Here is a 24,368-nt window from a genome sequence, read left to right on the forward strand (position 1 = left end):
TGAGCCCCCGCAAGATAAGAGGTATCCCCATGGCCGAAGACCTCTGGATCCTCCTGGGGATCGTCATGTCCGTCGTGCTCCTGGCCACTGCCGTGGTCCGGTGGTCCAAGCGCCGGCCGAACCTGGACCCGCACAACGCCGAAGCGCTCCGCTTGCCGAAGATCACCGCCGTGGCGGGCTGGCTGGTTGCGCCGATCGGGCTGCTGCTCATCTTCTCCGCCGTCTCCGGTGCCATGGACCCGGAGGACAAGGCTCCGCTGCTCATCTGCGGCATCGCGCTTTTCCTGGTCGCGGCGCTGCTGGTGGCCAGCTACGCGAACTGCTACATCATCATCCGCGATGACCAGATCATCCAACGCACCGTCACGCGCCGGCTGCGCACCATCCGCTACGACAACATCGACAAATGCCGGAAGTCCAACAACGGTGCGGCGTCGATGCTCAAGCTGTGGGGATACGACGGGGTGGTCATCAAGTTCAATGCCGCCGCCTTCGACGCCTCCCCGGTCTTGGCCGCACTCGAGCGACGCCAGACCCCCGGCCGCTGAGAGCTGCTTCCCGCGCACCGGGCAGGGGCCGGGGCCCGGGATGCCGGCCTCGGCACCTAGACGCCCACCGGCACCCCGGCCTTCAGCTCTGCCAGGTCCACGACGTGGTCGGTGAGGGCCGCAATGCTGGCGTCGTGGGTCACAACGAGCACCGCATGGTCCCGCAATGCACCACGCAGGTCCGCCATGAGTTCCACCGCCTCGTCCGCACCGAGGTGGGCCGTCGGCTCGTCGAGCAGCAGCACCGCGGAGCGGGCGACCAGTGCGCGGGCCACGGCCAGGCGCTGGCGCTGCCCGCCCGAGAGGTGGTGCCCGCCGGAACCGATGCGCCCGCCGAGGCCGCCGGGCAGTGCCTCGAGCCACCGGCCCAGGCCCACCTGTTCCAGCACGGCCACCAGCTCGCCGTCGCCGGGCTGGTCCTCGAGGCCGCGGCCCAGGCACAGGTTGGAGCGGACCGAGGAATCGAAAAGATGCGCCTCCTGCGGGCACCAGGACACCGCGGCCAGGTCGGCGGGGGCTGCATCCATCCATTGGCCGCCGCGGTGCTTGACCTGCACCGTTCCCCCAAGTGGCGGAAGGGCCCCCAGGAACGTGGCAAGAATGGTTGATTTGCCGGATCCGGATTCTCCGGTCAGGCCCACCCACCGACCTGCCTCAACCTCGATATCCGCGTGTTCAATGACCGGCAGGTCATCATCCCAGCCCGCACTGACATTGGAAAGCCGGATGCCCATGCCGGTTTCCCCGGTTCCGTCCTGCCTCGGGGCCCGGTCGTCGGCCGGCGGGACGTGTGCCGGGGCAGCCTCGATGTTGGTCCACACGCGTTTGAGCACATCGTCGAGTTGCGGCAGCTGCTGCACCGAGGTGGCGGTGTTGGCGATCGGTTCGCCCAGGGCAAGGAGCAGCAGCCCGGCAACGGCGGCCGCCTCTCCCCCGCCGGTTGTCACGGCGACGGCCAGCACCGCGGCGACGGCACTGAGCAAAGCGGCGCCTCCCTGGGCCAGGCCCGCACCGCGGGCCGTGGCCCGGAGCGATGCCGTGGCCTTGGCGTCTTCGCCGGCGAACTGCGCAAGGGCGGTGCCTGCGGCATGGTTGGCGCGCAGGTCGGGCGCGGCCCGCAACAGCGTCGGGACCCTGAAGCCCAGCCAGATGCGGTGTTCGCTTACGGCAATGGTGGTGCGCTTTTCGGCGGCCAGCACTGCCAGCGGAAGCGCGACGAAGGCGAGCACGCCCAGCCCCAGCGACAGCCACAGGGCCTGCGGCGCCCAGAAACCGATGCCGATGCTGACCACGACCCAGGTGGCCACGCCGGCAACCGGCGGGACCAGCACCCGCGGAACCGCATCGCGGACCTCGTCGACCTCGGCCACCAGGTGTCCCAGCGCCGCACCGGAGCGGGTGAGCCCGCCCCACATCTTCGGTTGGGCGACAAGCGCATCCCAGAGTCGCTGGCGCAGGTTTCCGGAGAAGCGCAGCACCGCATCGTGGATCTTGAGCTGTTCGGCGTAACGGAGCACCGAGCGGCCGATGCCGAAGGTGCGCACCCCGACGATGGCGACCATCAGGTGGAGCATGGGCGGCTGGTGGCTGGCCGTGACGATCAGCCAGCCGGAAATCCCGGTCAGGCCCACGCCGAAGAGCGCGGCCAGCACCGCCAGCAGCAGCCCCAGGCCCAGGCCGCCCCGGAACCACGGCAGCGAACGCAGCAGGTTCCAGTGGGACAACGTGCGCTTGGCGGCCGGTGCCTGGTCCCGGCGGACCTCGGGTGCACCCGGTCGCGGGCTCTGCGAGCCGGTCCGGGGCCCCGGACGGCTGGCGGCGGCGGGTGCATCCTGGCCACGCAGCGATGCCGCCAGCGCACGGTCATGGGTTGCCACGAGCAGTGCACAGCCAATGGAGAGCCGGGCCAGTGCCGCCCTGATGCGGGCGGCGGAAACCTCGTCGAGGTGCGCCGTCGGCTCGTCGGCCAGCACCAGTTCGACGTCGGGATCCGTGGCAACGCGGGCCAGCACCCGGGCCACGGCGACGCGGCGCAATTCCCCCGGGCTGCAATCGACGAGCCTGCGTTCGGCCAGGTGGGCGATGTTCGCTTCTCCACACACCGTGGCGAGGCCCGCTTCATCCAGCATGCTCCCTGCGTGGAGCATGATTTCGCCGCGCACGGTTTCCTCGGTGAACCGCGGGTGCTGGGAGATCCAGGCGGTGCGTTCGGGTCGCACGGCGATGCTGCCCTCCACGCCGCTTGCGGCAAGCTGCCCGAGCACCGCATGCAACAGCGTGCTCTTGCCGGTGCCGCTGGCCCCATCCAGGACATGGACCCGGCCGCGCCCAAGCTCGAGGTCAAGGTTTTCCAGCACCGGTTCCGTGCGTCCGGGGTGGCGCACCGTCAGGTTGCGGATTTCAAGCACGTTCGTGGCGGACGGGCACCGTGTGGCACCGGACGCCGGTTCGGGGGTGCCGCCCGCAATGAACCTTTCGCTGCGTTCCAGCGCCTCGACCCCGTCCTCGGAGGCGTGGTAGGCGGCACCGAGTTCGCGCAGCGGAAGGTAGGCCTCCGGGGCCAGGACCAGCGCCAGCAGCCCGGCTTCGAGTCCCATGTGCCCGTAGACAAGCCGCACGCCGATGAACACCGCGACCACAGCCACCGAGATCGTGGCAATCAGTTCGAGGGCAAGGCCGGAAAGGAACGCTGTGCGCAGCGTTTTCATGCTGCTTTCCCGGTACCCCTCGGAGACCTGCGCCAGGGCGCGGCCCTTGCCCTTGGCCCGGCGCAAGCCGATCAGCGCCGGCAGGCCCTGGGCGAGTTCAAGCAACTGGTTCGACAGCCGATCCAGCCCGGCGGCGGCCGCCTTGACCCGTTCGACCGTGTGCAGGCCGATGAGGATCATGAACACCGGAACCAGCGGCAGGGTCAGCACGATGACCAGGGCCGAGACCCAGTCGGCCACCAGCACCCGCGCCACGACCATGACCGGGATGACCATTGCGGCTACAACGGCCGGCAGGTACTTGGTGTAGTAGTTGTCCAGTCCGTCGAGCCCGCGGCTGGCCAGGGCCGCAAGGGCCCCGTGGTCCTGGCCCGATCCGGTTTCCGCGCCGCTTCCGGACAGGCCCGCGTTCATGAGCTGCCCGCGCAGCTTCTCCTTGGACCCCAGCCCTGCATGCCGTGCCGCGAATTGGGTGCCCCAGACGGCGCCGGCGCGCAGCAGCGCCCCGGCAAGTCCCAGGACAAGCAGCCTTTGCACATCGGCGGTGCCGGTGCCGGCCAGCTGGGCGATTGCCGTGGCAAGGGCATCGGCGAGCAGGATCAGCCCGACCGCCTTGAGCGCTGCCAGCCCGGCGAGCAGCGCCAACACGATACGTGATCCGGTTCCTGCGGGCAGTACGGGTTTCATGGTGTGGGTCTTCTCCTGCCGGTGGTCAGACGATCGGGGTCACGGGGTGGGCCTCGGGGATGTGGGCCTCGCTGATGCGCTTGCGGAACACCCAGTAGGTCCAGCCCTGGTAGGCCAGCACCAGCGGCAGCCCGAACGCCGCCACGATGCTCATGAGCTTGAGCGTGTAGGGGCTGGAGGATGCGTTGGTGACGGTCAGGTTGTAGGCGGCGTCGATGGTGGAGGGCAGCACGTTGGGGTAGGCGGCCGTGAAGATCGCCGCCACCCCGGCCAGCAGGAAGATGCCCATCCCGATGAAGGCCAGGCCCTCGTTGGTCTTGCGGGCATGGATCCAGGCGAACACCAGTGCGCACACGGCCAGCCCCAGCGGGGCCAGGGCCGTGGCGCTGTGGTTCAGCAGCACCACGGCCACCGCCCACCCGGCCAGCGGCAACAACGCCACCGGCAGCCAGCGGGCCAGGATCCGGGCGGCGCGCGTGCGGATTTCCCCGTCGGTCTTCAACCCCAGGAACGCCAGGCCCTGGACCAGGCAGAAGGCGACGACCCCGATCCCGCCCAGGACCGCATACATGTTGAACCAGGCGAAGGGGCCGCCGACGCGGTCGCCGTTGGCGTTCAGCGGCAGCCCGGTGGTGCTCAGCGCGAGCATCGCCCCGACACCGAACGCCGCGGTGAAGGAGCCGAGGCAGATCGCCCAGTCCCAGGCGTTGCGCGCGATGCGGGTGTGGGCCTTGCCGCGGTATTCGAAGGCCACGGCACGGAAGATCAACGCCACGAGCACCAGCACCAGCGGGACGTAGAGGGCGGAGAAAAGCGAGGCATACCAGTACGGGAACGCGGCGAAGGTCGCGGCGCCGGCGGTGATCAGCCACACCTCGTTGCCGTCCCAGACCGGCCCGATGGTGTTGAGCAGCACGCGGCGTTGCTGCTCGTTCCGGGCGAAGGTCTTCATGAGCATGCCCACGCCCAGGTCGAAGCCCTCGAGGAAGAGGTAGCCGGCCCAGAGCACGGCTATCAGGATGAACCACAAGGTGGGAAGGAATTCCACGGAAAAGTGTCCTAACTCGTTGGTCGGCTGGTCAGTAGGCGAAGGACAGCACGTCGGTGTCCGTCTGGCCGTCGTCGGGGTGGTCGTGCAGTTCGGGCATGGCCGATCCGGTGCCGCCGCGCACGTACCGGGTGAGCAGGACGACCTCGACCACCAGCAGGACCGCGTAGATCAGCGTGAGGACGATCAGCGAGAAGAGCATCTCCCCGGCGCTGACTCCCGGGGAGACTGCGGCGGCGGTGAACATGAACACCTGGTCGATGCCCTCGAAGCTCGGGTTGGGTGCCACCACGAAGGGCTGGCGGCCCATCTCGGTGAAGATCCAGCCGGCGGAGTTTGCCCCGAAGGGTGCCAGCATCCCGAAGAGCGCAAGCCGGGAGATCCATTTGCTGTGCGGAACGGTTCCCTTGCGGGTCAGCCACAGGGCCACTGCGGCGGCTACCGCCGACAGTCCGCCGAGGGTGATCATCAGGCGGAAGCCCCAGTAGGTGACTTCCATGACCGGCAGGTAGTTGATTTCGGTTCCTGCGCGCTCGCCGTAGATCGGGTTGTCGGGCAGGTGGGTCCCGTATTTTTCCTGGTATTCGGGCAGCAGGGTGTTGACGCCCTTGACCTCGGTGGTGAAGTTGTCGTGCGCAAGGAAGGAGAGCAGCCCCGGGATCTCAAAGACCCCGACCACGTCGTCGCAGGTTGTTGCTCCGCCGCTGCGCAGGTCCCCGATGGACAGCAGGGAGAATCCGGTGCCGTCGTGGCATGCGGCCTCGGCCGCCGCCATCTTCATGGGCTGCTGCTGGATCATCAGCTGGGCCTGCGCGTGTCCGGAGAGGGCGACACCCGCAAAGGCCACCATGGCAACGACCGCGCCGATGCGCAGTGACTTGATCCAGACCGTGTAATCGGTCTTGTCGCGGTTCCTGCCCAGGGTTGCGGATTCCCCCACCACGACCCTTCCGTCGGCATCGACGGTGTCGATCCCTGATTGGCGGCGCTTGTACAGGTGGTACCAGGAGATGCCCAGCAGGAACCCGCCGGCCACCGCGAAGGCCCCGAAGATGGTGTGCGGGAAGGTGACCAGGGCGGTGTTGTTGGTGAACACGGCCCAGGCGTCGGTCATCACTGCCCGGCCGTTGACCATTTCGGTGCCCACCGGGTGCTGCATCCAGGAGTTGGCCACCAGGATGAAGTAGGCCGAGAAGATGCTGGCCAGCGAGGCGATCCAGATGGCGGCCAGGTGGATGCGCCTGGGCAACCTGTCCCAGCCGAAGATCCAGAGCCCGAGGAAGGTTGATTCGACGAAGAATGCCAGCAGGGCCTCCATGGCCAGCGGTGCGCCAAAGACGTCCCCGACGAAGCGGCTGTATTCGCTCCATGCCATGCCGAACTGGAATTCCTGGACGATGCCGGTGGCCACGCCCATGATGAAGTTGATGAGGAAGAGCTTTCCCCAGAACTTGGTCATGCGCAGGTACTCCTCCTTGCCGGTGCGGTGCCAAGCGGTCTGCAGCACCGCAACCACCAGGCCCAGGCCAATGGTGAGTGGAACCATCAGGAAGTGATAAACGGTGGTGATACCAAATTGCCATCTGGCAATTTCCAGTGCATCCATGCCAAACCCTTCAATGCAGAAATTCGCGGGCGCAGCGTCGGCCCGCCGCCACGAGTTCTACGCATCGTAGAACTCGTTTCTACCCACTGTAGAACATTTGGGCCGGACGCGGTAAACTGGTGCATAACGGGAAGCGCCGATGGCACCGACCGTCGGCCCCTGCGTTAGCTGCACGGGGCCTGGAATACTTTGTAAGGAATTAGATTGGCCACTCTTGGCGACCTTGAACGCGCAGTAATGGATCTACTTTGGGATGCCGAAACCCCGCTCACGGCCAATGAACTTCGCGACCTGCTTGCGGCGCCCGGCGGCGTCGACAGCAAGGAACTTGCCGTGACCACCGTCCTGACGGTTCTGGCCCGGCTGGAAAAGAAGGGCCTGGTGGCGCGCGAACGCGACATCCGCCCGCACCGCTACACCTCGGTGACAAGCCGCGAGGAACACACCGTGTCCCTGATGAACGAAGCACTGGGTACCGTGCTGGATCGCGAAGCCGTGCTGGCTCGCTTCATCGGCGGCATCTCCGCCGAGGAAGCCCAGTCCCTGCGCCTGCTCCTCGATACCCCGCGTAACGCCTAGCGACGATCGGCACGGTCACCGAACGTGCTGCTGACGTCCTATCTCCTGGCGGGATTGGCCCTGCTTCTTGCATGGCCGATACCCGTCGCGCTTTCGCGCGCCCATTGGACCGCCAGATCCCCCTTTGCCGCGATGGTCGTATGGCAGGCCATCGCCCTGGCCGGTGGACTGTCGATGATCGGCGCGCTTCTTTTCTGGGGCCTCGATCCGCTGGGCGACACCCTGATCGGAGCGCTCCGCGGCGGGCTCCGGCTCGTCCTGGGTGATCCGGAGGCCAACTCCCCCGGCACCATCCACATCTTTGCGCTGAGCACCGCGGCCCTACTGGGTTTCCACCTGGTCCTCACCCTGATCCGGGCGGCCTGGCGCATCACGCGCCAACGGGCCCGGCACCGGCACATCCTCTCGCTGCTCACCGAGGAATCCGCCGGCAATCCCGGCACGCTGGTCCTTGACCACGAGACCCCCATCGCCTATTGCCTGCCGGGCTTCACCGGCTCGGTCACGGTGCTCTCCCGCGGCCTGGTCAAGCGTCTGAGCCCCGATGAGCTTCGCGCGGTCCTCGCCCATGAAAAGGCGCATCTGGAACAACGCCACGACCTGCTCCTGCTGGCCTTCGCCTCGTGGAACGACGCCCTGCCCTGGCTCCCGACCTCGAAGCTGTCGCTTGCCGCCGTCCAGGAGCTGGTCGAGATGCTTGCCGACGACGCCGCACTGCGCGAGGTCACGGCCCCTGTGCTGTTGCGGGCCCTGCTCACGGTTGCCACAGGCGCCCTGGGCGAGCCATCCGGCAAGTCCCCGGCCCCCCTGCCGGCCGCCGGAACCGGCGGCGCCCCGACCGAGGAGCTATCCTCGCATCGCCTGCGCCGCCTGCTGACTCCCAAGCCCCCGCTGCCTGCGGCCATGCGCGCCACGATCCTTGCGGCGGCGCTGCTGCTCCTGGCCCTGCCGACCACCATGCTGGTGGCACCGGGTCTCTTCAGCTGACCGCTCGGACACCCGATTCCCCACCCCGGCCGTTAAGCAAAGGTCGGCGGGTTCCCCCGAAGGGAACCCGCCGACCTTTGCGTGTCGCCCTTAGGCGTCGATGCGATCGCGTTCGAGGCGTTCGGCACCGGAGATGATGAACTCCTTGCGCGGCGCAACATCCGAACCCATCAGCAGGTCAAAGACCCGCTCGGCCGATTCCGCATGCTCCAGCCCCACCCGGCGCAGCGTCCGGTGGCGTGGATCCATGGTCGTTTCCGCCAGCTGGTCCGCGTCCATCTCGCCCAGTCCCTTGTAGCGCTGGATCGGTTCCTTGTAGCGCTTGCCGGCCTTTTCCAGGGCGGCCAGAACCTCGTGCAGCTCGTTCTCCGAATAGGTGTACACCATCTCGTTGTCCTTGGCACCGTGGTTGATGACCTCGACCCGGTGCAGCGGCGGCACGGCCGCGTAGACCCGCCCGGCCTCGACCATGGGGCGCATGTAGCGGAAGAACAGGGTCAGCAGCAACGTGCGGATGTGCGCGCCGTCGACGTCGGCATCGGTCATCAACACGACCTTGCCGTAGCGAGCCGCGGATATGTCGAAGCTTCGTCCCGAGCCGGCCCCCACGACCTGGATCAGGGCCGCACATTCGGCATTGGATAGCATGTCTGCAACCGAGGCCTTTTGCACGTTGAGGATCTTGCCGCGGATCGGCAGCAGCGCCTGGAAGTCCGAGGAACGCGCCAGCCGGGCGGTGCCCAATGCGCTGTCACCCTCGACGATGAACAGTTCGGTCTTCTCGGTGTCGGTGCTGCGGCAATCGGCCAGCTTGGTGGGAAGCGAGGAGGTTTCCAGGGCGTTCTTGCGCCGCTGGGTTTCCTTGTGGACGCGCGCGGAGATGCGCGACTTCATTTCGCTGACGACCTTTTCCAGGAGCATCGCCGCCTGGGTCTTGTCGCCCTTGGCGGTAGAGTTCAGCTTTGCCGCAAGGCTCTTCTCCACGACCTTGGCCACGATCTGGCGCACCGCGGAGGTGCCAAGGATTTCCTTGGTCTGCCCCTCGAACTGCGGTTCGGCCAGGCGAACGGTCAGCACTGCGGTGAGCCCGGCACCGACGTCGTCCTTCTCGATCTTGTCGTTGCCGGCCTTGAGCTTGCGGGCGTTGGTTTCGATGACCTTGCGGAAGGTTTTCAGCAGGGCCTGCTCGAAGCCAGTCTGGTGGGTGCCGCCCTTGGGCGTGGAGATGATGTTCACAAAGGAGCGCAGGGAGGTCTCGTAGCCGATCCCCCAGCGCAGGGCGATGTCGACCTCGCAGGTGCGCTCGACCTCGGTGATCCGGCTGTGGCCGGACTCGTCAATGACGGGCACCGATTCCTTGAACGTCCCCGAACCGTGGAAACGCCAGATGTCGGTGACCGCCGCGTCGTTGGCCAGGTATTCAACGAACTCGGAAATCCCGCCGTCGTGCTGGAAGACCTCCTCGTAGGGGCCGTCCGCACCCAGGGTGTCGGCCAGGCCGCGCTCGTCGCGCAGCGTGATCTTCAGGCCCGGCACCAGGAAGGACGTCTGGCGGGCGCGGGCCTGCAGCTCGGTGTAGGAGAACTTGGCATCGGGCGTGAAGATTTGCCGGTCGGCCCAGTACCGTACGCGGGTTCCGGTGACCCCGCGCTTGGCCTTGCCCACCACGTCGAGGACCGAGGCCGTGGAAAACGGCTCGAAGATCGTATCGGGCTTGGGCTTGCCCGAGTCGGTGAAGCGGCCGGGCTCGCCGCGGCGGAACTGCATCCCGTAGGTCTTGCCGCCGCGGTCCACCTCGACGTCCAGACGCGCCGAAAGCGCGTTGACCACGGAGGCGCCCACGCCGTGCAGGCCGCCGGAAGCGGTGTAGGAGCCTCCGCCGAACTTGCCGCCGGCGTGGAGCTTGGTGAAGACGACCTCGACCCCGGAGAGCCCGGTCTTCGGTTCGATGTCCACGGGGATGCCGCGGCCGTCATCGTGGATCTCCACCGAACCGTCCGGGTGCAGGAGGACCTTGATGGACTGGCCGTGGCCGGCGAGGGCCTCATCGACGGAGTTGTCGATGATTTCCCACAGGCAGTGCATGAGTCCACGAGAGTCGGTGGATCCGATGTACATGCCCGGACGTTTGCGAACCGCCTCGAGACCTTCCAGGACGGATAGGTGTCGGGCGTTGTAGTCAGCGCTTTTGGCCACGGTTGTTAAAACTCCTCAAATCGTCGGAACGACGCTATCCACAATAGTCTCTGGCCCCGTCAATTCGCTGATGCGTGCCGCCAGTGAGCGGCAGCTCACCCCTCTCCGGGCTACGCGGTCAGCGAAAGCGCAATTATTCAAGAAGAAAACGGCCGGATTGCTGGTTGTATTGGATACACATCGAATAAGGAGGTCATCATGACAACGACGACGGTAACCCGAGAGCTGACTGCACTCGATCGTTGCGACCGGTGCGGTGCACAGGCTTTCGTGCGCGCGGTATTGGAGACCTCCGGTGGTGAACTATTCTTCTGCGGACACCACGCACGCGCCGTGGAAGAAAAGTTGCGCCCCTTGACCAATGAATGGCAAGACGAAACGGCTCGCCTCTACGAGAAGCCCGTTTACGACGACGAGGACTAGTCGGGTCGCCGGCCACCGGCCGCATCGACCCCTTCGGCGGGACCCCGGCATCGAGCCGGGGTCCCGCTGGCGTTAAGCCGGAAGTCCCGTGTGCCAAGGACCTCGTGATCGGTGGCATCATCCGGGGAAAACAAAAGGTGCCGGTGTCGACCCAGCAACGCTGGATGCAACACCGGCACCTTTCCTGGCCCTCGGGCCGGGTTCTTAATCCAGGTAGTCGCGAAGGACCTGCGACCGCGACGGGTGGCGCAGCTTCGACATCGTCTTCGATTCGATCTGGCGGATGCGTTCGCGGGTCACGCCGTAGACCTTGCCGATCTCGTCAAGGGTCTTCGGCTGGCCGTCGGTCAGGCCGAAGCGCATGGCCACGACTCCGGCCTCGCGCTCGGAGAGCGTGTCGAGAACCGAGTGCAGCTGTTCCTGCAGCAGGGTGAAGGACACGGCATCGGCGGGGACAACGGCCTCGGAGTCCTCGATGAGGTCGCCGAACTCGGAGTCGCCGTCTTCACCCAGCGGGGTGTGCAGGGAGATCGGCTCGCGGCCGTACTTCTGGACCTCGACGACCTTCTCGGGGGTCATGTCCAGTTCCTTGGCCAATTCCTCCGGGGTGGGTTCGCGACCCAGGTCCTGGAGCATCTGGCGCTGCACGCGTGCAAGCTTGTTGATGACCTCGACCATGTGCACCGGGATGCGGATGGTGCGGGCCTGGTCGGCCATGGCACGGGTGATGGCCTGGCGGATCCACCAGGTGGCGTAGGTCGAGAACTTGAAGCCCTTGGTGTAGTCGAACTTCTCGACCGCACGGATCAGGCCCAGGTTGCCTTCCTGGATCAGGTCAAGGAAGAGCATTCCGCGACCGGTGTAGCGCTTGGCCAGCGACACCACCAGGCGCAGGTTGGCCTCGAGCAGGTGGTTCTTGGCGATCTTGCCGTCATGCACGATCTGCTCGTAGTCCCAGCGCAGGCGCTTGTCCATCTTGTTGCCGGTGTCGGCAACGAGCTTCTCGTTGGCGAAGAGTCCCGCCTCGATGCGCAGCGCCAGGTCGACTTCCTGCTCGGCATTCAGCAAGGCAACCTTGCCGATCTGCTTCAGGTAGTCCTTGACCGGGTCGGCGGTGGCGCCGGCGACCATGACCTGCTGCTGCGGGGCATCGTCTTCGTCGGCGGTGAGGACAAATCCCCTGGAGTTTTCGTCAACTGCCGGGGCCTTGGGGGTTTCCTCGGCATCTTCGTCCGTCTCGACCTCGTCGGTCTCGACATCCTCGTCGGCCTTTGCGGCCTTGGCACGGGACTTTGCAGGAGCCCGCTTGACGGCAGGCTTCTTCGCGGTGGCGGCCTTTGCGACAGCCGGCTTTGCAGCTGCCTTATCCGTAGTTGCATCCTGCGGATCGGCGGCAGCGCTTGCTGCCTTGCCATTGGTGGTCGTCTCAGAAGACACGAAATACCTTTCTCACGGTTCGTCCGCGATGCCACCTACCGGTAACACCACTATGACCCTGTCAAGTCCGCGTCCCGCCGAATAGAGGCGAGTCGGGAATCAGGGTCCAGTAAATGGAACGCCTTTTTCCCGCCATTTGTTCCCATCGAGAACCTCGACGGTGTTGGCTTGAGAGCCATGGAGCACGAACCCAACCGGGTCTGTTGGTTAACAGTGTCTCACGTTTCGACCACCCGGGAATTCATTTGGCCCACGCGCCGGATGCAATTGCCCCGACGGGCACCGGTCCGAGCATCTCACGCACTGAGCCGGCCTTCCAGGCGCAACCGCCAGGCACGCTGCGGATCCGCCACCCACCCCGGCATCTCGCCGGTTTCCAGCAATTTCTTCATGAGCAGTGCCAGCCGGTATTCCGGGTCCTTCTCGAGAGCCGTGGCAAAGAGCTTCAGCGCGGAGCTACCCTTGCCCTTGGCCCAATTGATCCAGCCCAGCAGGCACAGCAGCGCCGAGGTTTCCGTGCCTTCGGCGATTCCCAGCAGGTCCCGGCAGTAGTACCAGAGCCGATCGATCCGTTCCCAGTCCGGGGTGCAGGACGAGGTGCCCAGCAGGAAATCGGAGAAGTCCTGGGAGGCCGGCCCGAAGTCTTCGGCCCGGCTCACCTCCTTGAACGCCTCTACGGCACGCACGGCGCCACGTCCGGCCAGGAAGGGAAGGATATCTCGGACCATCCGGTCGTTGAGCGACACCAGGAGCGAGGCGCAGAACGCCTCGTCGGTGCGCATCCTGCGTTCGGCGACCACGGGATCGGCCTCCAGCAGCTGGGCCCAGTCCCGGATCAGCGTTTCGCGCGGAACCTTTCCGTCGTACTCCTGGACCAGGATCCCCGCGTACTGCCGGATGGTTGCCTTGTTGGACCACGGGGCCACTCCGCTGCCGTCCCAAATGGTTTCTTCGGGCGCCGATCCGGCCACGACCATCCTCAGGTGGGTCTCGGTCAGTGCCAGGTCCGGCAGGTCAAAGCCCTCGGCCGGACAGCAGTTTTCACTGGCGCAGAAGTAGCTGTGCCAGCGCTTGGCGCCCACGTACCAGGCATCACGAACGCGGATTCCCGAGCGCACCAGGGCGGGGGCGAGCCATTGGACAAGATCGTGCCTGGGCAGCGAATCATGCCCGTCACCCGGGGTTTGCCCCGTGTAGAGGGCCATGAACACCGCCGAGGCATCCGGGACCTTGTGCACCAGCTGGACCAGCTGCTCTGCCCATTGGACGGCTTGGTCCTGCCCGTTTTCGGGCCGCGGCAAGTCCACGCGCAGTGTCGCGGCCAGGCCCTGCCCCTGCATGATCAACAGGACCACCGCGTTGCGCGGGTAGAACCCCAGTGCGTGGGGAATGTATGCCAAGACCTCTTCGGGGCTGGCCAAGGAAAAGCTGGAAGCTGAAGGTGTAGTAGTCATGCACACCATGCTTCCCTCGCGGTGCAGGGTTCGGCAGGGGGCATCCCGGCATCTGTGGATGCGGCCGTCCCGGGGCCCCTGCGGCATGTGCGGAACAGTCGGGGGACCGTCCGTTGGCGCCGGAGGGACCGCGTGGAGGTGCTACCTGTTCCCGGGGGTGTTGCCCTGGCGCCGTTGGCTGCGCGGGGTGTACTCGCCGCGCAGTGCCATGGCCCGGCGGGCCTTGTTGCGCGTGACCACCATGCCGATGATGCCGCCAAGCATCATCACGAACTGGAAGGACAGGGCCCACCTGAAGGCGTCGAGGCTGTAGAGCTCGGCACCGGCCCCGGCGGCCCGTTGCTGGATGTCCAGCAGCCAGCCCACCACGTAGACGGTGACAAGTGCCGCCAGGAACCCGCCGACGTTCACGATTCCGGTGGCCGTGCCAATGACGTGGGCGGGGTTGAAGGTGCGCACGAAGTCGAATCCGATCATCGATGCCGGCCCGCCCGAGGCGACGCAGACGATCAGGATGACCAGCATCCAAATCGGGGCCCGGCCGGGCCAGAGAATCACCACGAGCCAGGTCAGTGCGATCATCCCGATGATGTTGAACGCGATCGCCGAGCGGCGGTGGGGATATCGGGCCACTGCAGCCCCGAGCAGCGGGCCGGCCACCATCGCCACAACCACGAAGATGGAAAGCAGCCCGGAGGCGACCGCGGGGCTGATTCCCTGGCCCGAGACCAGGAAGGGGTATCCCCAGGTCAGCAAGAAGACGTTGGTGGTGAACTGGGTGGTGAAGTGGGTCCAGAAACCCAGCCGCGTCCCCGGTTCCCGCCAGGCCTCGGCCAGAAGCGTCCGGGCCTTGACCCGTGCCGGCGGTTCCTCGTCGGTGCGCGGGCCGTTGCTGACCAGCACCAGCGCCAGGGCGAAGCCCACCATGGACAGGGCGGCAAGGGAGAGGAATGCCGGGGTCCAGCTCCACAGGTGAAGCAGGGCCACGAACGGAATCAGCGAGAGCAGCTGGCCCAGCTGGCCGATCATGCCCGTCACCTGGGTGAGCATGGGGATCCGGTAGCCGGAGAACCAGATCGGCAGCAGCCGGATCACCGAGACGAACGTCATCGCGTCCCCGGCTCCGACGAAGAACCTGCCCACCAGGCCGGAGGCGACCGAATCGGCCATGGCCAGCAGGAACTGGCCGACCATCATCAATGCCGCTCCCCCGGTGATCATGGCCCGCGGGCCCCACCGGTCCACCAGGATGCCCACGGGGATCTGCAGCCCGGCATAGACCACCAGTTGCACCACCGAGAAGGTGGCCAGGATCGAGGCCGTGGCATCAAAGCGGTCGGTGGCCTCCAGCCCGGCCACGCCAAAGCTGGTGCGCTGCGTGACGGCAATGAGGTAGGCGCCGAGGCTGGCTGCCCACACCACCCATGATCGGACGGAGTCGAGGTGTTCGGCCTTGGTCACTAGGATTCCTTGGCAGCCGTGCCACCTTGTTCGGGGAAGCCGGAGAGGAATGCCTCCGCGGCCAGGGCAAGTTCTTCGCCGTCGGGGACCTCGGCATCGGCGGTCACCAGCAGCGAACGCCGCTCGATCTCCGGGACGTGCTGGTCAAAGCGTGTTTCGAAGTTCTCCACCATCCGCGCCACGTCCGGGGTTGCGGCAACCTGCTCGGCGATCTGTGGTTCGAGGTTGCGGCCGGCCTCGCGCAGTCGGTCCGTGGGCAGGCCAAGTTCCATGGCCGCGCCCACGTATTCCAGGATGCCTACGGCAACCTGCGGGTATTCGGCCTCGGAGAGGTAGTGCGGAACATGGATGGAATATCCCACCGCGTCGCGCCCGGCCTCGATCAGCCTGACCTCGATGAGGGCGGCAAGGCTCGCCGGCAGTTCAGCGGTGGGGGTCCAGGTGGAGATCCCCTCGATCAGGTCCTTGCGGTTGCCGTGGGCGGTGACGCCCAGCGGGCGGGTGTGCGGAACCGGCATCGGCACCGCGTCGAAGGAAACGGCCAATTGCACGTTGAAGGCCTTGACCAGGGCGACGACGGCGGCGGTGACCCGTTCCCAGGCCAGGTCCGGTTCGGGCCCGGTCAGGAAGAGGAAGTCCCGCTCCAGCCCGTCGGTCAGCCGATACAGTTCCAGGCGCGGCGCCTGGTAGGCGGCAAAGTGGTCGCCAAGGAAGGAAATCTGGGGGCGTCGTTCGCGGTAGTTGATCAGCTGGTCGATGTCGAAGGAGGCGATCAGCCGCGGTTCGAGCGAGTCCAGCAGTTCGGTGCGGACCTGGGACAGCGCGTGTCCGGCATCCGCATGGCCGCGAAGGCCAATGAGCAGGTCAAGGCCCTGAAGCTCGAGTGCATCCAGGTCCTGGTCTTCGAACCTGATCAGGGATTGGGGGTCAAGCATTGCCGCTGCTCCTTTCAGGTTGCGTCATGGGTTCCGCCGGCCGCACCGACGCCGAGGGCCAAGGCCTTCGGGCGGCCCCGGCTTCCTTGCCGCAGCAACCGAATCGGTGCGACGTGAACTACGGGAAAGCCGTGGGCAGGTGCGGGCCGGGTGAACCCAACGATGATTCGATCGGTTGCCTACTGAAGTGGTCAACCGCTTCGGAAGCTGTTTTCTTCCCGTGGCCCGGCTTCAATTCTAGGCCGGTTGCCCCGCCGATGCGCTGTGGGCTCGGTCTCAGCGATACGATCGATAAAGGCCAATCGGCGTTTGCGTCCCGGTAACCCCGGGAACACGCGGCCGTTTCGGCTCCTTCGATGCATGGGCATTCGACGTGCATGTACACATCCAACGAACAGGAATCGTTTCGTGATCAACTCCATGGATCTCAAGCTGACCGCTGTCTCCACCGACATCAAGCGCATCAGTGCCGGCGCACTGGTTCTTGGTGTCGCCAAGGGCACCGACGGTCCGGTTCTGGTGGCCTCGCCCTTCAGCGCCAAGGTCACCGAATCCCTCCAGGGTTCCCTGGCCGCCCTGAACATCACCGGTGCCGCCGATGAACTGGTCCGCCTGCCGGCCACCGCCGAGACCAAGGCCGAGACCCTGGCGTTCGCCGGCCTGGGTGCCTTCGAGGAATCCACGCTGACCGAGGAAGCCTTGCGCCGGGCCGCCGGCTCCGCCACGCGCCAACTCGCCGGCGTGCCCACCGTGCTCTTCGCACTGCCGGCGGCCACGGTGGGACAGGCAGCTGCCATCGCCGAGGGCGTGGCCCTTGGCGCCTACCAGTTCAACAACCACCGTTCCACCCCTGCCAAGAAGCTGCCGCTGGGCGAGGCAGTCATCGCCACCGCCGCCTCCGCGGACAAGGACCTGCCGGCCGCGCTGAAGCGTGCCGCGATCCTGGGCCGCACCGTGCGCGCCACCCGCGATCTGGTCAACACCGCACCAAACGTGCTCTTCCCGGAGTCCTTCGCCCAGGCGGTCAAGGACAACGCCAAGGGCCTGCCGCTGAAGGTCACCGTGCTCGATGACAAGAAGCTCGAAAAGGACGGCTACGGCGGCCTGATCGGCGTGGGCGGCGGATCCGAGCGTGGACCGCGCCTGGTCAAGATCGAATACTCCCCCGCCAAGGCCACCAAGCACCTGGCCCTGGTCGGAAAGGGCATCACCTTCGACACCGGCGGCATCTCCATCAAGCCGGCAGCCGGCATGCACCTGATGAAGAACGACATGGCCGGCGCCGCGACCATCAACCAGGCCATCGTTGCGATTGCCGAGCTGGGCCTGCCGATCAAGGTCACCGCATGGCTGTGCATGGCCGAGAACATGCCAGGCGGCGCCTCGACCCGTCCGGGCGATGTGATCACCATGTTCGGCGGCAAGACCGTCGAGGTGCTCAACACCGACGCCGAGGGCCGATTGGTCATGGCCGACGGCCTGGTGGCAGCGAGCAACGAAAAGCCCGATGCGATCATCGACGTCGCCACGCTGACCGGCGCGCAGGTCGTGGCCCTGGGCCACCGCACCACCGGTGTCATGGGCGATGACACGTTGCGCGATGCAGTGGTTGCCGCCGCGGACCTGGCCGGCGAAACCGCCTGGGCCATGCCGTTGCCCGAGGAACTGCGCCCGAGCATCGACTCGCAGGTGGCCGACCTGGCCAACATCGGCGAGCGGATGGGCGGGATGATGACCGCTGCGGTGTTCCTCAACGAGTTCGTCGGCGAGGTCGATGGCGTGAAGATCCCGTGGGCCCACATGGACATCGCCGGGCCGGCCTTCAACGAGCAGGCACCCTACGGATACACCCACAAGAACGCCACCGGATCCTCGGTGCGCACCCTGGTGACGCTGGCCGAGCAGATGTCGGCCGCCAAGTAGCACGTCCGGGCCACCCGGCCCACCCGCCAATTTCTACTTCTTGTAGTAGAAATCCGCGAATGCATGCGGCGGCGGCCCTTCAACCGCAACGAAGGGCCGCCGCCGCTGTGCAACCGGTCACAGGCATGGGCAATCTGCCTCACCGCATGTGGCCGACCGCGTTTCGGGGGGCTAAGGTAATCCTGATAGATCACTAGCATTACCGTACTTGTGCGAGCCCTGACCCGGGTTGGCAGGTACACCCCCAACAGACCCCTGGCCGACCACGACGTCGGCCACAACTCATAACGAGGGAGCGTTCACGTGGCCGAATCGGCAGCAACGCAAGAATTCGACATCCTCATTCTCGGTGGCGGTTCCGCCGGCTACTCGGCAGCATTGCGCGCCGTCCAGCTGGGTTTCACCGTCGGCTTGATTGAAAAGGCCAAGCTCGGTGGCACCTGCCTGCACACCGGTTGCATCCCCACCAAGGCGTACCTGCACTCCGCCGAATTGGCCGAGAACGCTCGCGAAGGCGCGAAGTACGGCATCAACACCACCCTCGATTCCATCGACCTCGGTGCCGTGCGCAGCTACAAGGACGGCATTGTCGCCGGCAAGCACAAGGGCCTGTCGGGCCTGCTGAAGATGAAGAAGGTGACCGTTATCGAAGGTAACGGCCGCCTGGTTTCCCAGGACACCATCGACGTTGACGGCGTTCCCTACAAGGGCAAGAACATCATCCTCGCCACCGGCTCCGAGTCCAAGACCTTTGGCCTGGAAATCGGCGGACGCATCCTCACCAGCACCGAGGCGCTGAACATGGACACCCTGCCCAAGAGCGCCATCGTGCTCGGCGGCGGCGTCATCGGCGTCGAGTTCGCTTCCGTGTGGAAGTCCTTCGGCGTCGAGGTCACCATCGTCGAGGGCCTGCCTTCCCTGGTTCCGAACGAGGATCCCTCGATCATCAAGAACCTGGAGCGTGCCTTCAAGAAGCGCGGCATCAAGTTCAACACCGGCGTCTTCTTCGAAAAGGTCGAGCAGGACGCCAACGGCGTCAAGGTCTCCCTGGCCGACGGCAAGGTCCTCGAAGCCGAGATCGTGCTGGTTGCAGTTGGCCGCGGCCCGGTCACCGCGAACCTGGGTTACGAAGAGCAGGGCATCCCGATGGACCGCGGCTTCGTGCTCGCCAACGAGCGCTGCCACACCGGCGTGGGCAACATCTACGCGATCGGCGACATCGTCCCGGGCGTCCAGCTTGCGCACCGCGGCTACCAGCACGGCATCTTCGTCGCCGAGGAAATCGGCGGCCTGAACCCGGTGGTCGTCGAGGACATCAACATCCCGAAGGTCACCTTCTGCGAACCGGAGATCGCTTCGGTTGGCTACTCCGAGCCGGCCGCCAAGGCCAAGTTCGGCGACGACCAGATCGAGGTCACCGAGTACAACCTGGCCGGCAACGGCAAGTCCTCGATCCTGGGCACTTCCGGCCTGATCAAGATGGTGCGCGTCAAGAACGGCCCGATCGTGGGCGTTCACGGCATCGGCGGCCGCATCGGCGAGCAGATCGGCGAGGCACAGTTGATCGTGAACTGGGAAGCCTACCCGGAGGATGTGGCACAGCTCATCCACGCACACCCGACGCAGAACGAATCGCTTGGCGAGGCCGCAATGGCCCTGGCCGGCAAGCCGTTGCACGGTTAGTCACAAACGCTTAACCGGGCACGCGCGCCACGAGGTGCGCGTGCCCGGTGCACTAAGCTCGGAGGCACTGACCTCCAACGGGATGTGCGGGAAACCGCGGATCTCTCGCACACAAATTTTTTTAGTTTTAGGAGAACGGGAACAAGATGTCTGAAACCGTGAACTTGCCCGCTTTGGGTGAAAGCGTCACCGAAGGCACCGTTACGCGCTGGCTCAAGCAGGTCGGCGACCGCGTCGAGGTCGACGAGCCGTTGCTGGAGGTTTCGACCGACAAGGTTGACACCGAAATCCCTTCGCCGGTAGCCGGCGTCATCGAGGAAATCCTCGTCGCCGAAGACGAGACCGCCGAAGTTGGAGCCGCACTGGTTCGCATCGGCGACGGCTCGGGTTCGGCCGCTGCCGCACCGGCCGCAGAGGCACCCGCAGCAGTCGAGGCCCCGGCCGCCGCACCGGCACCGGTTGCCGAAGCCGCTCCGGCAGCTCCGGCCGCCGCTGCAGCACCGGCATCCGGCACCGAGATCACCCTCCCGGCGCTGGGCGAATCCGTGACCGAAGGCACAGTCACCCGCTGGCTCAAGGCCGTGGGCGAAGAAGTTGCCGTTGACGAGCCGCTGCTCGAGGTTTCCACCGACAAGGTCGACACCGAGGTTCCGTCCCCGGTCGCCGGAGTCCTGCTGGAAATCCGCGTTCCGGAAGACGAGACCGCCGAGGTCGGCGCCGTCCTGGCCGTCATCGGTGCTGCAGGCGCAGCCGCCCCGGCAGCACCCGCCGCCCCCGCCGCACCGGTTGAGGCTCCCGCTCCGGCCGCCGCTCCGGCACCTGCCGCTGCTCCGGCCCCGGTGACTGCTCCGGCTCCCGTTGCCGCGCCGGCCCCTGTCGCCGCTCCGGCTCCGGTCGCTGCTCCGGCCGCACCGGCTGCCCCGGTGGCAGCCGCAGCACCTGCAGCAGGCAACGACGGCTACGTCACCCCGCTGGTTCGCCGCCTGGCCAACCAGAACAACGTCGACCTGTCCACCGTGACCGGCACCGGCGTTGGCGGTCGTATCCGCAAGCAGGACGTCATCGATGCCGCAGCCGCGACAAAGACCGCCCCTGCAGCAGTTTCGGCCCCCGCGGCCGCACCTGCAGCGAAGGCCGCAGCCCCGGTTGTTGCCTCCTCGCTGCGTGGCACCGTGGAGAAGGCACCGCGCATCCGCCAGGTCATCGCCCGCCGCATGCGCGAGTCGCTGGAAATCTCCACCCAGCTGACCCAGGTGCACGAGGTCGACATGACGCGCATCGCCAAGCTGCGCAATGCCGCCAAGAACGACTTCGCTGCCGTCAACGGCTCCAAGCTCACCTTCCTGCCGTTCATCCTCAAGGCCGTGGCCGAGGCGCTGAAGCAGCACCCGAAGCTGAACGCCGAGTACGACGAGTCCAAGCAGGAGATCACCTACCACAACGCCGAGCACCTGGCGATTGCGGTGGACACCGACAAGGGCCTGCTGGTTCCTGTCATCTCCAACGCCGGAGACCTGAACCTTGCCGGCCTGGCCGCCAAGATCACCGACGTGGCCTCGCGCACGCGCAACAACAAGATCGGCCCGGACGAGCTGTCCGGCGGAACGTTCTCGATCACGAACATCGGTTCGGTCGGCGCACTCTTCGACACCCCGATCATCAACCAGCCGCAGGTTGCCATCCTGGGCACCGGCGCCATCGTGAAGCGTGCGGTCGTCGTGACCGGCGCCGACGGGGACGACACCATCGCCATCCGCCACATGATGTACCTGTCGCTGACCTACGACCACCGCCTGGTCGACGGCGCCGATGCAGGTCGCTTCCTGCAGACGCTGAAGGCACGCCTTGAAGAAGGTGCCTTCCAGGCAGACCTGGGTCTCTAGGACTTGGTTGGAGGGGGCGCTCACCGCTTTTGGCGGTGGGCGCCCCTTTGCTATGTCCTGCGCCACCTTTGGCCGGGCAAATTCTTGATGGTGTGCAGTTTCCACTAGGCTTGCGGCATGACCTTTTTGACTGCAATCCTGGTATTCCTGCACGTTTTAGGTGCAGCGGCAATCTTTGGCGGCTGGCTCGCCAACTTCAAGACCCCGACCGTCAACATCTGGCAGTGGTATGGCGCCATCGCCCAGCTGGTGACCGGGCTGCTTCTTGTCGGTGTGCTCGAGATGCGTGATCTTGAAGTGAACAACATCAAGATCGGCGTCAAGCTCCTGCTGGCCATCGGCGTCTTCGTCGCGGCCCTGCTGGGCCGCAAGAAGATCAAGAACGGACTTGAGGTTCCCACCGGGCTGGCCCACGGAACCGGCGGCACCGCCCTGATCGCCATCGCCGTGGCAACCCTCTGGGTCTAACCCCCAGCGGGCACCCGCCGGTTTCTTGCCGGTGCGCAGGCGGCCTGCCACCAGGATTACTGGTGGCAGGCCGCTTCGTCGTTCAACGGGTCCCTTTGGTTCGCCACGCGGTGCCCCTAGGATGGGCCTTGAAGGCGCTCGCCTTCGTCTCGTTGCAGATTCAAGGAGTCATCACCATGGCATTCACAAGAAGCGCAAGCACCGTTTGGAGCGGCGACCTGGCCTCCGGCACCGGGGAAACCACCTTCGAGACCTCGGGCATCGGCACGTTCCCGGTTACCTGGCGTGCCCGCACCGAGGCAGCCGAGGGCAAGACCAGCCCGGAGGAATTGATTGCCGCGGCCCATGCCTCGTGCTTCTCGATGGCGCTGAGCAACATCTTGAAGGGTGCCGGCCACGTTGCCGAGAAGCTGGAAACCACCGCGGAGGTGGACTTCGACACCAGCGACGGCGCCAAGATCAGCGAAATCCGGCTGACACTCAAGGCCACCATTCCGGGCCTGACCGATGAAGAATTCCAGACCCATGCGCAAGCAGCCAAGGTGGGTTGCCCGGTGTCCGCCGCCCTGGCAGCCGTTCCATCCATCACCCTGGATGCCAGCCTGACCCAGTAGCCGCCTTGCCGGTGTGCCACGCAGAAAGGCACACCGGCACGCTGTGGGGTCAGCCCGCGGCGGTCACCTGCCAGATCCGCCATGATCCCTCGGCGAACCGCAATGCAATGCGCACCCGTTGGCTGTCGGTCTTCTTGGCATCCACCACCGTCTTCCCCTTGGCATCGACGTAGCGGTAGCCGCTTTGCACGCTGAGGGCTTCGAGAACCGCTTCTCCCGGCTTGTTCCCCGGCAGCACCTCGACATCGCTTAGCCGCGTTTCCAAGGCCTCCAGGTGCAGGCCGAGCCCACGCATCCGGGCCACGACCTTTCCGTCCACCTCCAGCGCCGGCGAGCCGGCAGCGTGGACGTCCCTGAGCTGCTCCATTTTCCCGCTCATCAGTCCCTTGTCGCGGCGCACAGCCAGGTCGGCCACCACCAGCATGAGTTCCCGGGACGATTCGGCTTTCCCCCGCGGGGCAGGATCGCCTGCGGGGGAGGACGTCGTGGCAGGCGCCGAGCTTTGCGGCGGCTCTGCGGCCGCCGGGTTGCCACTTGCCTTGAGCAGGCCCGCTCCCCCGGCGGCCCCGGCCACCAGCAGCACCCCGATGGCAACGGTCGCCGCGATCCGTCGGTTCCCGCGCTTCAAGCCGTGGATCCGGTGGTCCTGGGCCCATTGCCGTTCCCCGTCGCCCGTTGCCGCATCGGCCGCCGCAGCCCCATCGAGGCCGAATGTTGCCCGAAGCCGGCGCGGAACAGGCTTTTGCTGCGCCTTGATCTGTGCCTTGCGTTCCCTCAGCAGTTCCCTGTCCGCGGCCGTCGGGTTCCCCCTGTTCCGGCGCCCGCCCAGAATCCCGCCGGACGCCGGTCCTTGCCGCGTGGTGAGCATGTGCTTGAGGGCCTCCGGCTCGATCGCCTCGCTCAGCTCCACGGGAAGCGGTTCGCCGGCGACGAAGATCCGTTGCCCGAACTGGTCAGCACTGGGTCGCTTCGCCGGGTCCTGGTCAAGGCACAGCTCCAGCAACTTCGCGAACTCGTCGTTGACTTCCGGAACCATGGACCCCAACGGCACCCTGTTGGCTGTCGCATTGGGTGGCCGCCCGGTGAGCAGGTACCAGGTGCAGGCGGCCAGTGCGTAGACGTCGCGCGCAGGTTCGAGCTGTCCGGATTCGGGGTCCCTGGAGGTTTCCGGGGCACAGAAGCCCTGGGTGCCAAGGTCTCCCGGCGACTGGCCCACCACGCGGTGCGTCCCGAAGTCGCCCAGCTTTGGCTTGCCCTCGGCCGTGAACAGGATATTGCGTGGAGACAGGTCCCCATGGGTCAGTCCCCGCGCATGCAGGTACGCCAGTGCCGCGGCGATGGGAGCGACCACGGTGATGGTCTCTCCCACGCCCAGCGGGCCGCGCACCGCCACGACCTGTGCCGCGGAACCTGCGGGGCAGTACTCCATCAGGATCCCGGGGCCCAGGGAGGTCTGGAGGACCCCGAGCGCTTCGACGAGGAACTCGTGGCACAAGTCCACGGCTTCCATGGCCACGGCATTCCCGGGAGCATCCTTGCCGAGGATCTTCACGGCCAGTTCGCCATGTGTCGCGTCGTCCTCAACGACCCAGACGCTGCTGCCCGAGCCCTCATCCAGGTGGCGCAGCGTGCGGTACCCCTCGATCCGCGGGAACGCCAACGGCTCTTCATTGAATTCCATGATTCATTTCTACGCCGGAGAGAAAATCCACGCTTAAGTTATCCACA

18 protein-coding genes are annotated in these 24,368 nt (G+C 66.3%); 9 read left to right on the plus strand and 9 right to left on the minus strand.

All coding sequences use genetic code 11. The features are described 5' to 3' along the window. Positions 1–29 precede the first annotated feature (29 nt). A complete protein-coding gene (locus JOF46_RS16095; protein WP_209908767.1) occupies positions 30–548 on the plus strand; it encodes a hypothetical protein in 519 nt (172 codons plus the stop codon). Between the two features lie 56 nt (positions 549–604). On the opposite strand, the gene cydC is transcribed toward JOF46_RS16095, so the two are convergent. From cydC to JOF46_RS16110, 3 genes are read right to left on the minus strand one after another with little or no spacing between them, the layout of a single operon-like run. Continuing rightward, entirely contained in the window at positions 605–3,943 is a 3,339-nt protein-coding gene (cydC, locus tag JOF46_RS16100) for a thiol reductant ABC exporter subunit CydC (RefSeq protein ID WP_209908770.1), read from the minus strand. A 25-nt stretch (positions 3,944–3,968) separates the two neighbouring features. After that, complete coding sequence (gene cydB, locus JOF46_RS16105; RefSeq protein ID WP_209908773.1) at positions 3,969–4,991, minus strand: cytochrome d ubiquinol oxidase subunit II; 1,023 nt, start codon at positions 4,989–4,991, stop codon at positions 3,969–3,971. A 31-nt stretch (positions 4,992–5,022) separates the two neighbouring features. Then, on the minus strand, positions 5,023–6,597 hold the full coding sequence (locus JOF46_RS16110; RefSeq protein ID WP_209908775.1) for a cytochrome ubiquinol oxidase subunit I: 1,575 nt from the start codon (positions 6,595–6,597) through the stop codon (positions 5,023–5,025). Positions 6,598–6,801: 204 nt separating this feature from the next. On the opposite strand from JOF46_RS16110, the gene JOF46_RS16115 reads away from it, so the two are divergent. After that, entirely contained in the window at positions 6,802–7,176 is a 375-nt protein-coding gene (locus JOF46_RS16115) for a BlaI/MecI/CopY family transcriptional regulator (RefSeq protein ID WP_113760959.1), read from the plus strand. Positions 7,177–7,200: 24 nt separating this feature from the next. Then, positions 7,201–8,163 (plus strand): M56 family metallopeptidase, encoded by a 963-nt coding sequence (locus tag JOF46_RS16120; protein WP_209908778.1) that lies wholly within the window; start codon positions 7,201–7,203, stop codon positions 8,161–8,163. Between the two features lie 90 nt (positions 8,164–8,253). Here the strand turns inward: JOF46_RS16120 and JOF46_RS16125 are convergent, their stop codons facing one another. Continuing rightward, a complete protein-coding gene (locus JOF46_RS16125) occupies positions 8,254–10,359 on the minus strand; it encodes a DNA gyrase/topoisomerase IV subunit B (protein WP_209908781.1) in 2,106 nt (701 codons plus the stop codon). Between the two features lie 198 nt (positions 10,360–10,557). Between JOF46_RS16125 and JOF46_RS16130 the strand changes: the two genes are divergently transcribed. Then, entirely contained in the window at positions 10,558–10,782 is a 225-nt protein-coding gene (locus JOF46_RS16130; protein ID WP_113760956.1) for a DUF7455 domain-containing protein, read from the plus strand. Positions 10,783–10,986: 204 nt separating this feature from the next. Here JOF46_RS16130 and JOF46_RS16135 read toward each other — a convergent pair whose 3' ends face one another. The 4 genes from JOF46_RS16135 to JOF46_RS16150 all read right to left on the minus strand — a co-directional run bounded on the left by JOF46_RS16135 (position 10,987) and on the right by JOF46_RS16150 (position 16,069). Next, complete coding sequence (locus tag JOF46_RS16135; protein WP_113760955.1) at positions 10,987–12,219, minus strand: RNA polymerase sigma factor; 1,233 nt, start codon at positions 12,217–12,219, stop codon at positions 10,987–10,989. Positions 12,220–12,515: 296 nt separating this feature from the next. Beyond that, positions 12,516–13,673: a DUF4192 domain-containing protein gene (locus JOF46_RS16140; protein ID WP_209908785.1), complete on the minus strand. Its 1,158-nt coding sequence runs from the start codon at positions 13,671–13,673 to the stop codon at positions 12,516–12,518. Positions 13,674–13,814: 141 nt separating this feature from the next. Then, complete coding sequence (locus tag JOF46_RS16145) at positions 13,815–15,134, minus strand: MFS transporter (RefSeq protein WP_209908788.1); 1,320 nt, start codon at positions 15,132–15,134, stop codon at positions 13,815–13,817. Next, the gene (locus JOF46_RS16150) at positions 15,134–16,069 is read right to left on the minus strand and encodes a proteasome assembly chaperone family protein (protein WP_209908791.1); all 936 of its coding nucleotides are present in this window, start codon (positions 16,067–16,069) and stop codon (positions 15,134–15,136) included. Before JOF46_RS16150 ends, JOF46_RS16145 begins: the two co-directional genes overlap by 1 nt. A gap of 408 nt (positions 16,070–16,477) precedes the next feature. Between JOF46_RS16150 and JOF46_RS16155 the strand changes: the two genes are divergently transcribed. The 5 genes from JOF46_RS16155 (at position 16,478) to JOF46_RS16175 (ending at position 22,640) form a co-directional block, all read left to right on the plus strand. After that, a complete protein-coding gene (locus tag JOF46_RS16155; RefSeq protein ID WP_209908793.1) occupies positions 16,478–17,992 on the plus strand; it encodes a leucyl aminopeptidase in 1,515 nt (504 codons plus the stop codon). 303 nt (positions 17,993–18,295) lie between these two features. Next, a complete protein-coding gene (gene lpdA / locus JOF46_RS16160; RefSeq protein ID WP_209908795.1) occupies positions 18,296–19,675 on the plus strand; it encodes a dihydrolipoyl dehydrogenase in 1,380 nt (459 codons plus the stop codon). 146 nt (positions 19,676–19,821) lie between these two features. Continuing rightward, positions 19,822–21,558: a 2-oxoglutarate dehydrogenase, E2 component, dihydrolipoamide succinyltransferase gene (gene sucB / locus JOF46_RS16165; protein ID WP_209908797.1), complete on the plus strand. Its 1,737-nt coding sequence runs from the start codon at positions 19,822–19,824 to the stop codon at positions 21,556–21,558. 117 nt (positions 21,559–21,675) lie between these two features. Beyond that, complete coding sequence (locus JOF46_RS16170; protein WP_209908799.1) at positions 21,676–22,026, plus strand: hypothetical protein; 351 nt, start codon at positions 21,676–21,678, stop codon at positions 22,024–22,026. 176 nt (positions 22,027–22,202) lie between these two features. Next, complete coding sequence (locus JOF46_RS16175) at positions 22,203–22,640, plus strand: OsmC family peroxiredoxin (RefSeq protein WP_209908801.1); 438 nt, start codon at positions 22,203–22,205, stop codon at positions 22,638–22,640. Positions 22,641–22,689: 49 nt separating this feature from the next. Here the strand turns inward: JOF46_RS16175 and JOF46_RS16180 are convergent, their stop codons facing one another. Continuing rightward, on the minus strand, positions 22,690–24,321 hold the full coding sequence (locus JOF46_RS16180) for a serine/threonine protein kinase (protein ID WP_209908803.1): 1,632 nt from the start codon (positions 24,319–24,321) through the stop codon (positions 22,690–22,692). Between the last annotated feature and the right edge of the window lie 47 nt (positions 24,322–24,368).

This window comes from Paeniglutamicibacter psychrophenolicus, assembly GCF_017876575.1.
In the GTDB taxonomy this organism is placed as follows: domain Bacteria; phylum Actinomycetota; class Actinomycetes; order Actinomycetales; family Micrococcaceae; genus Paeniglutamicibacter; species Paeniglutamicibacter psychrophenolicus.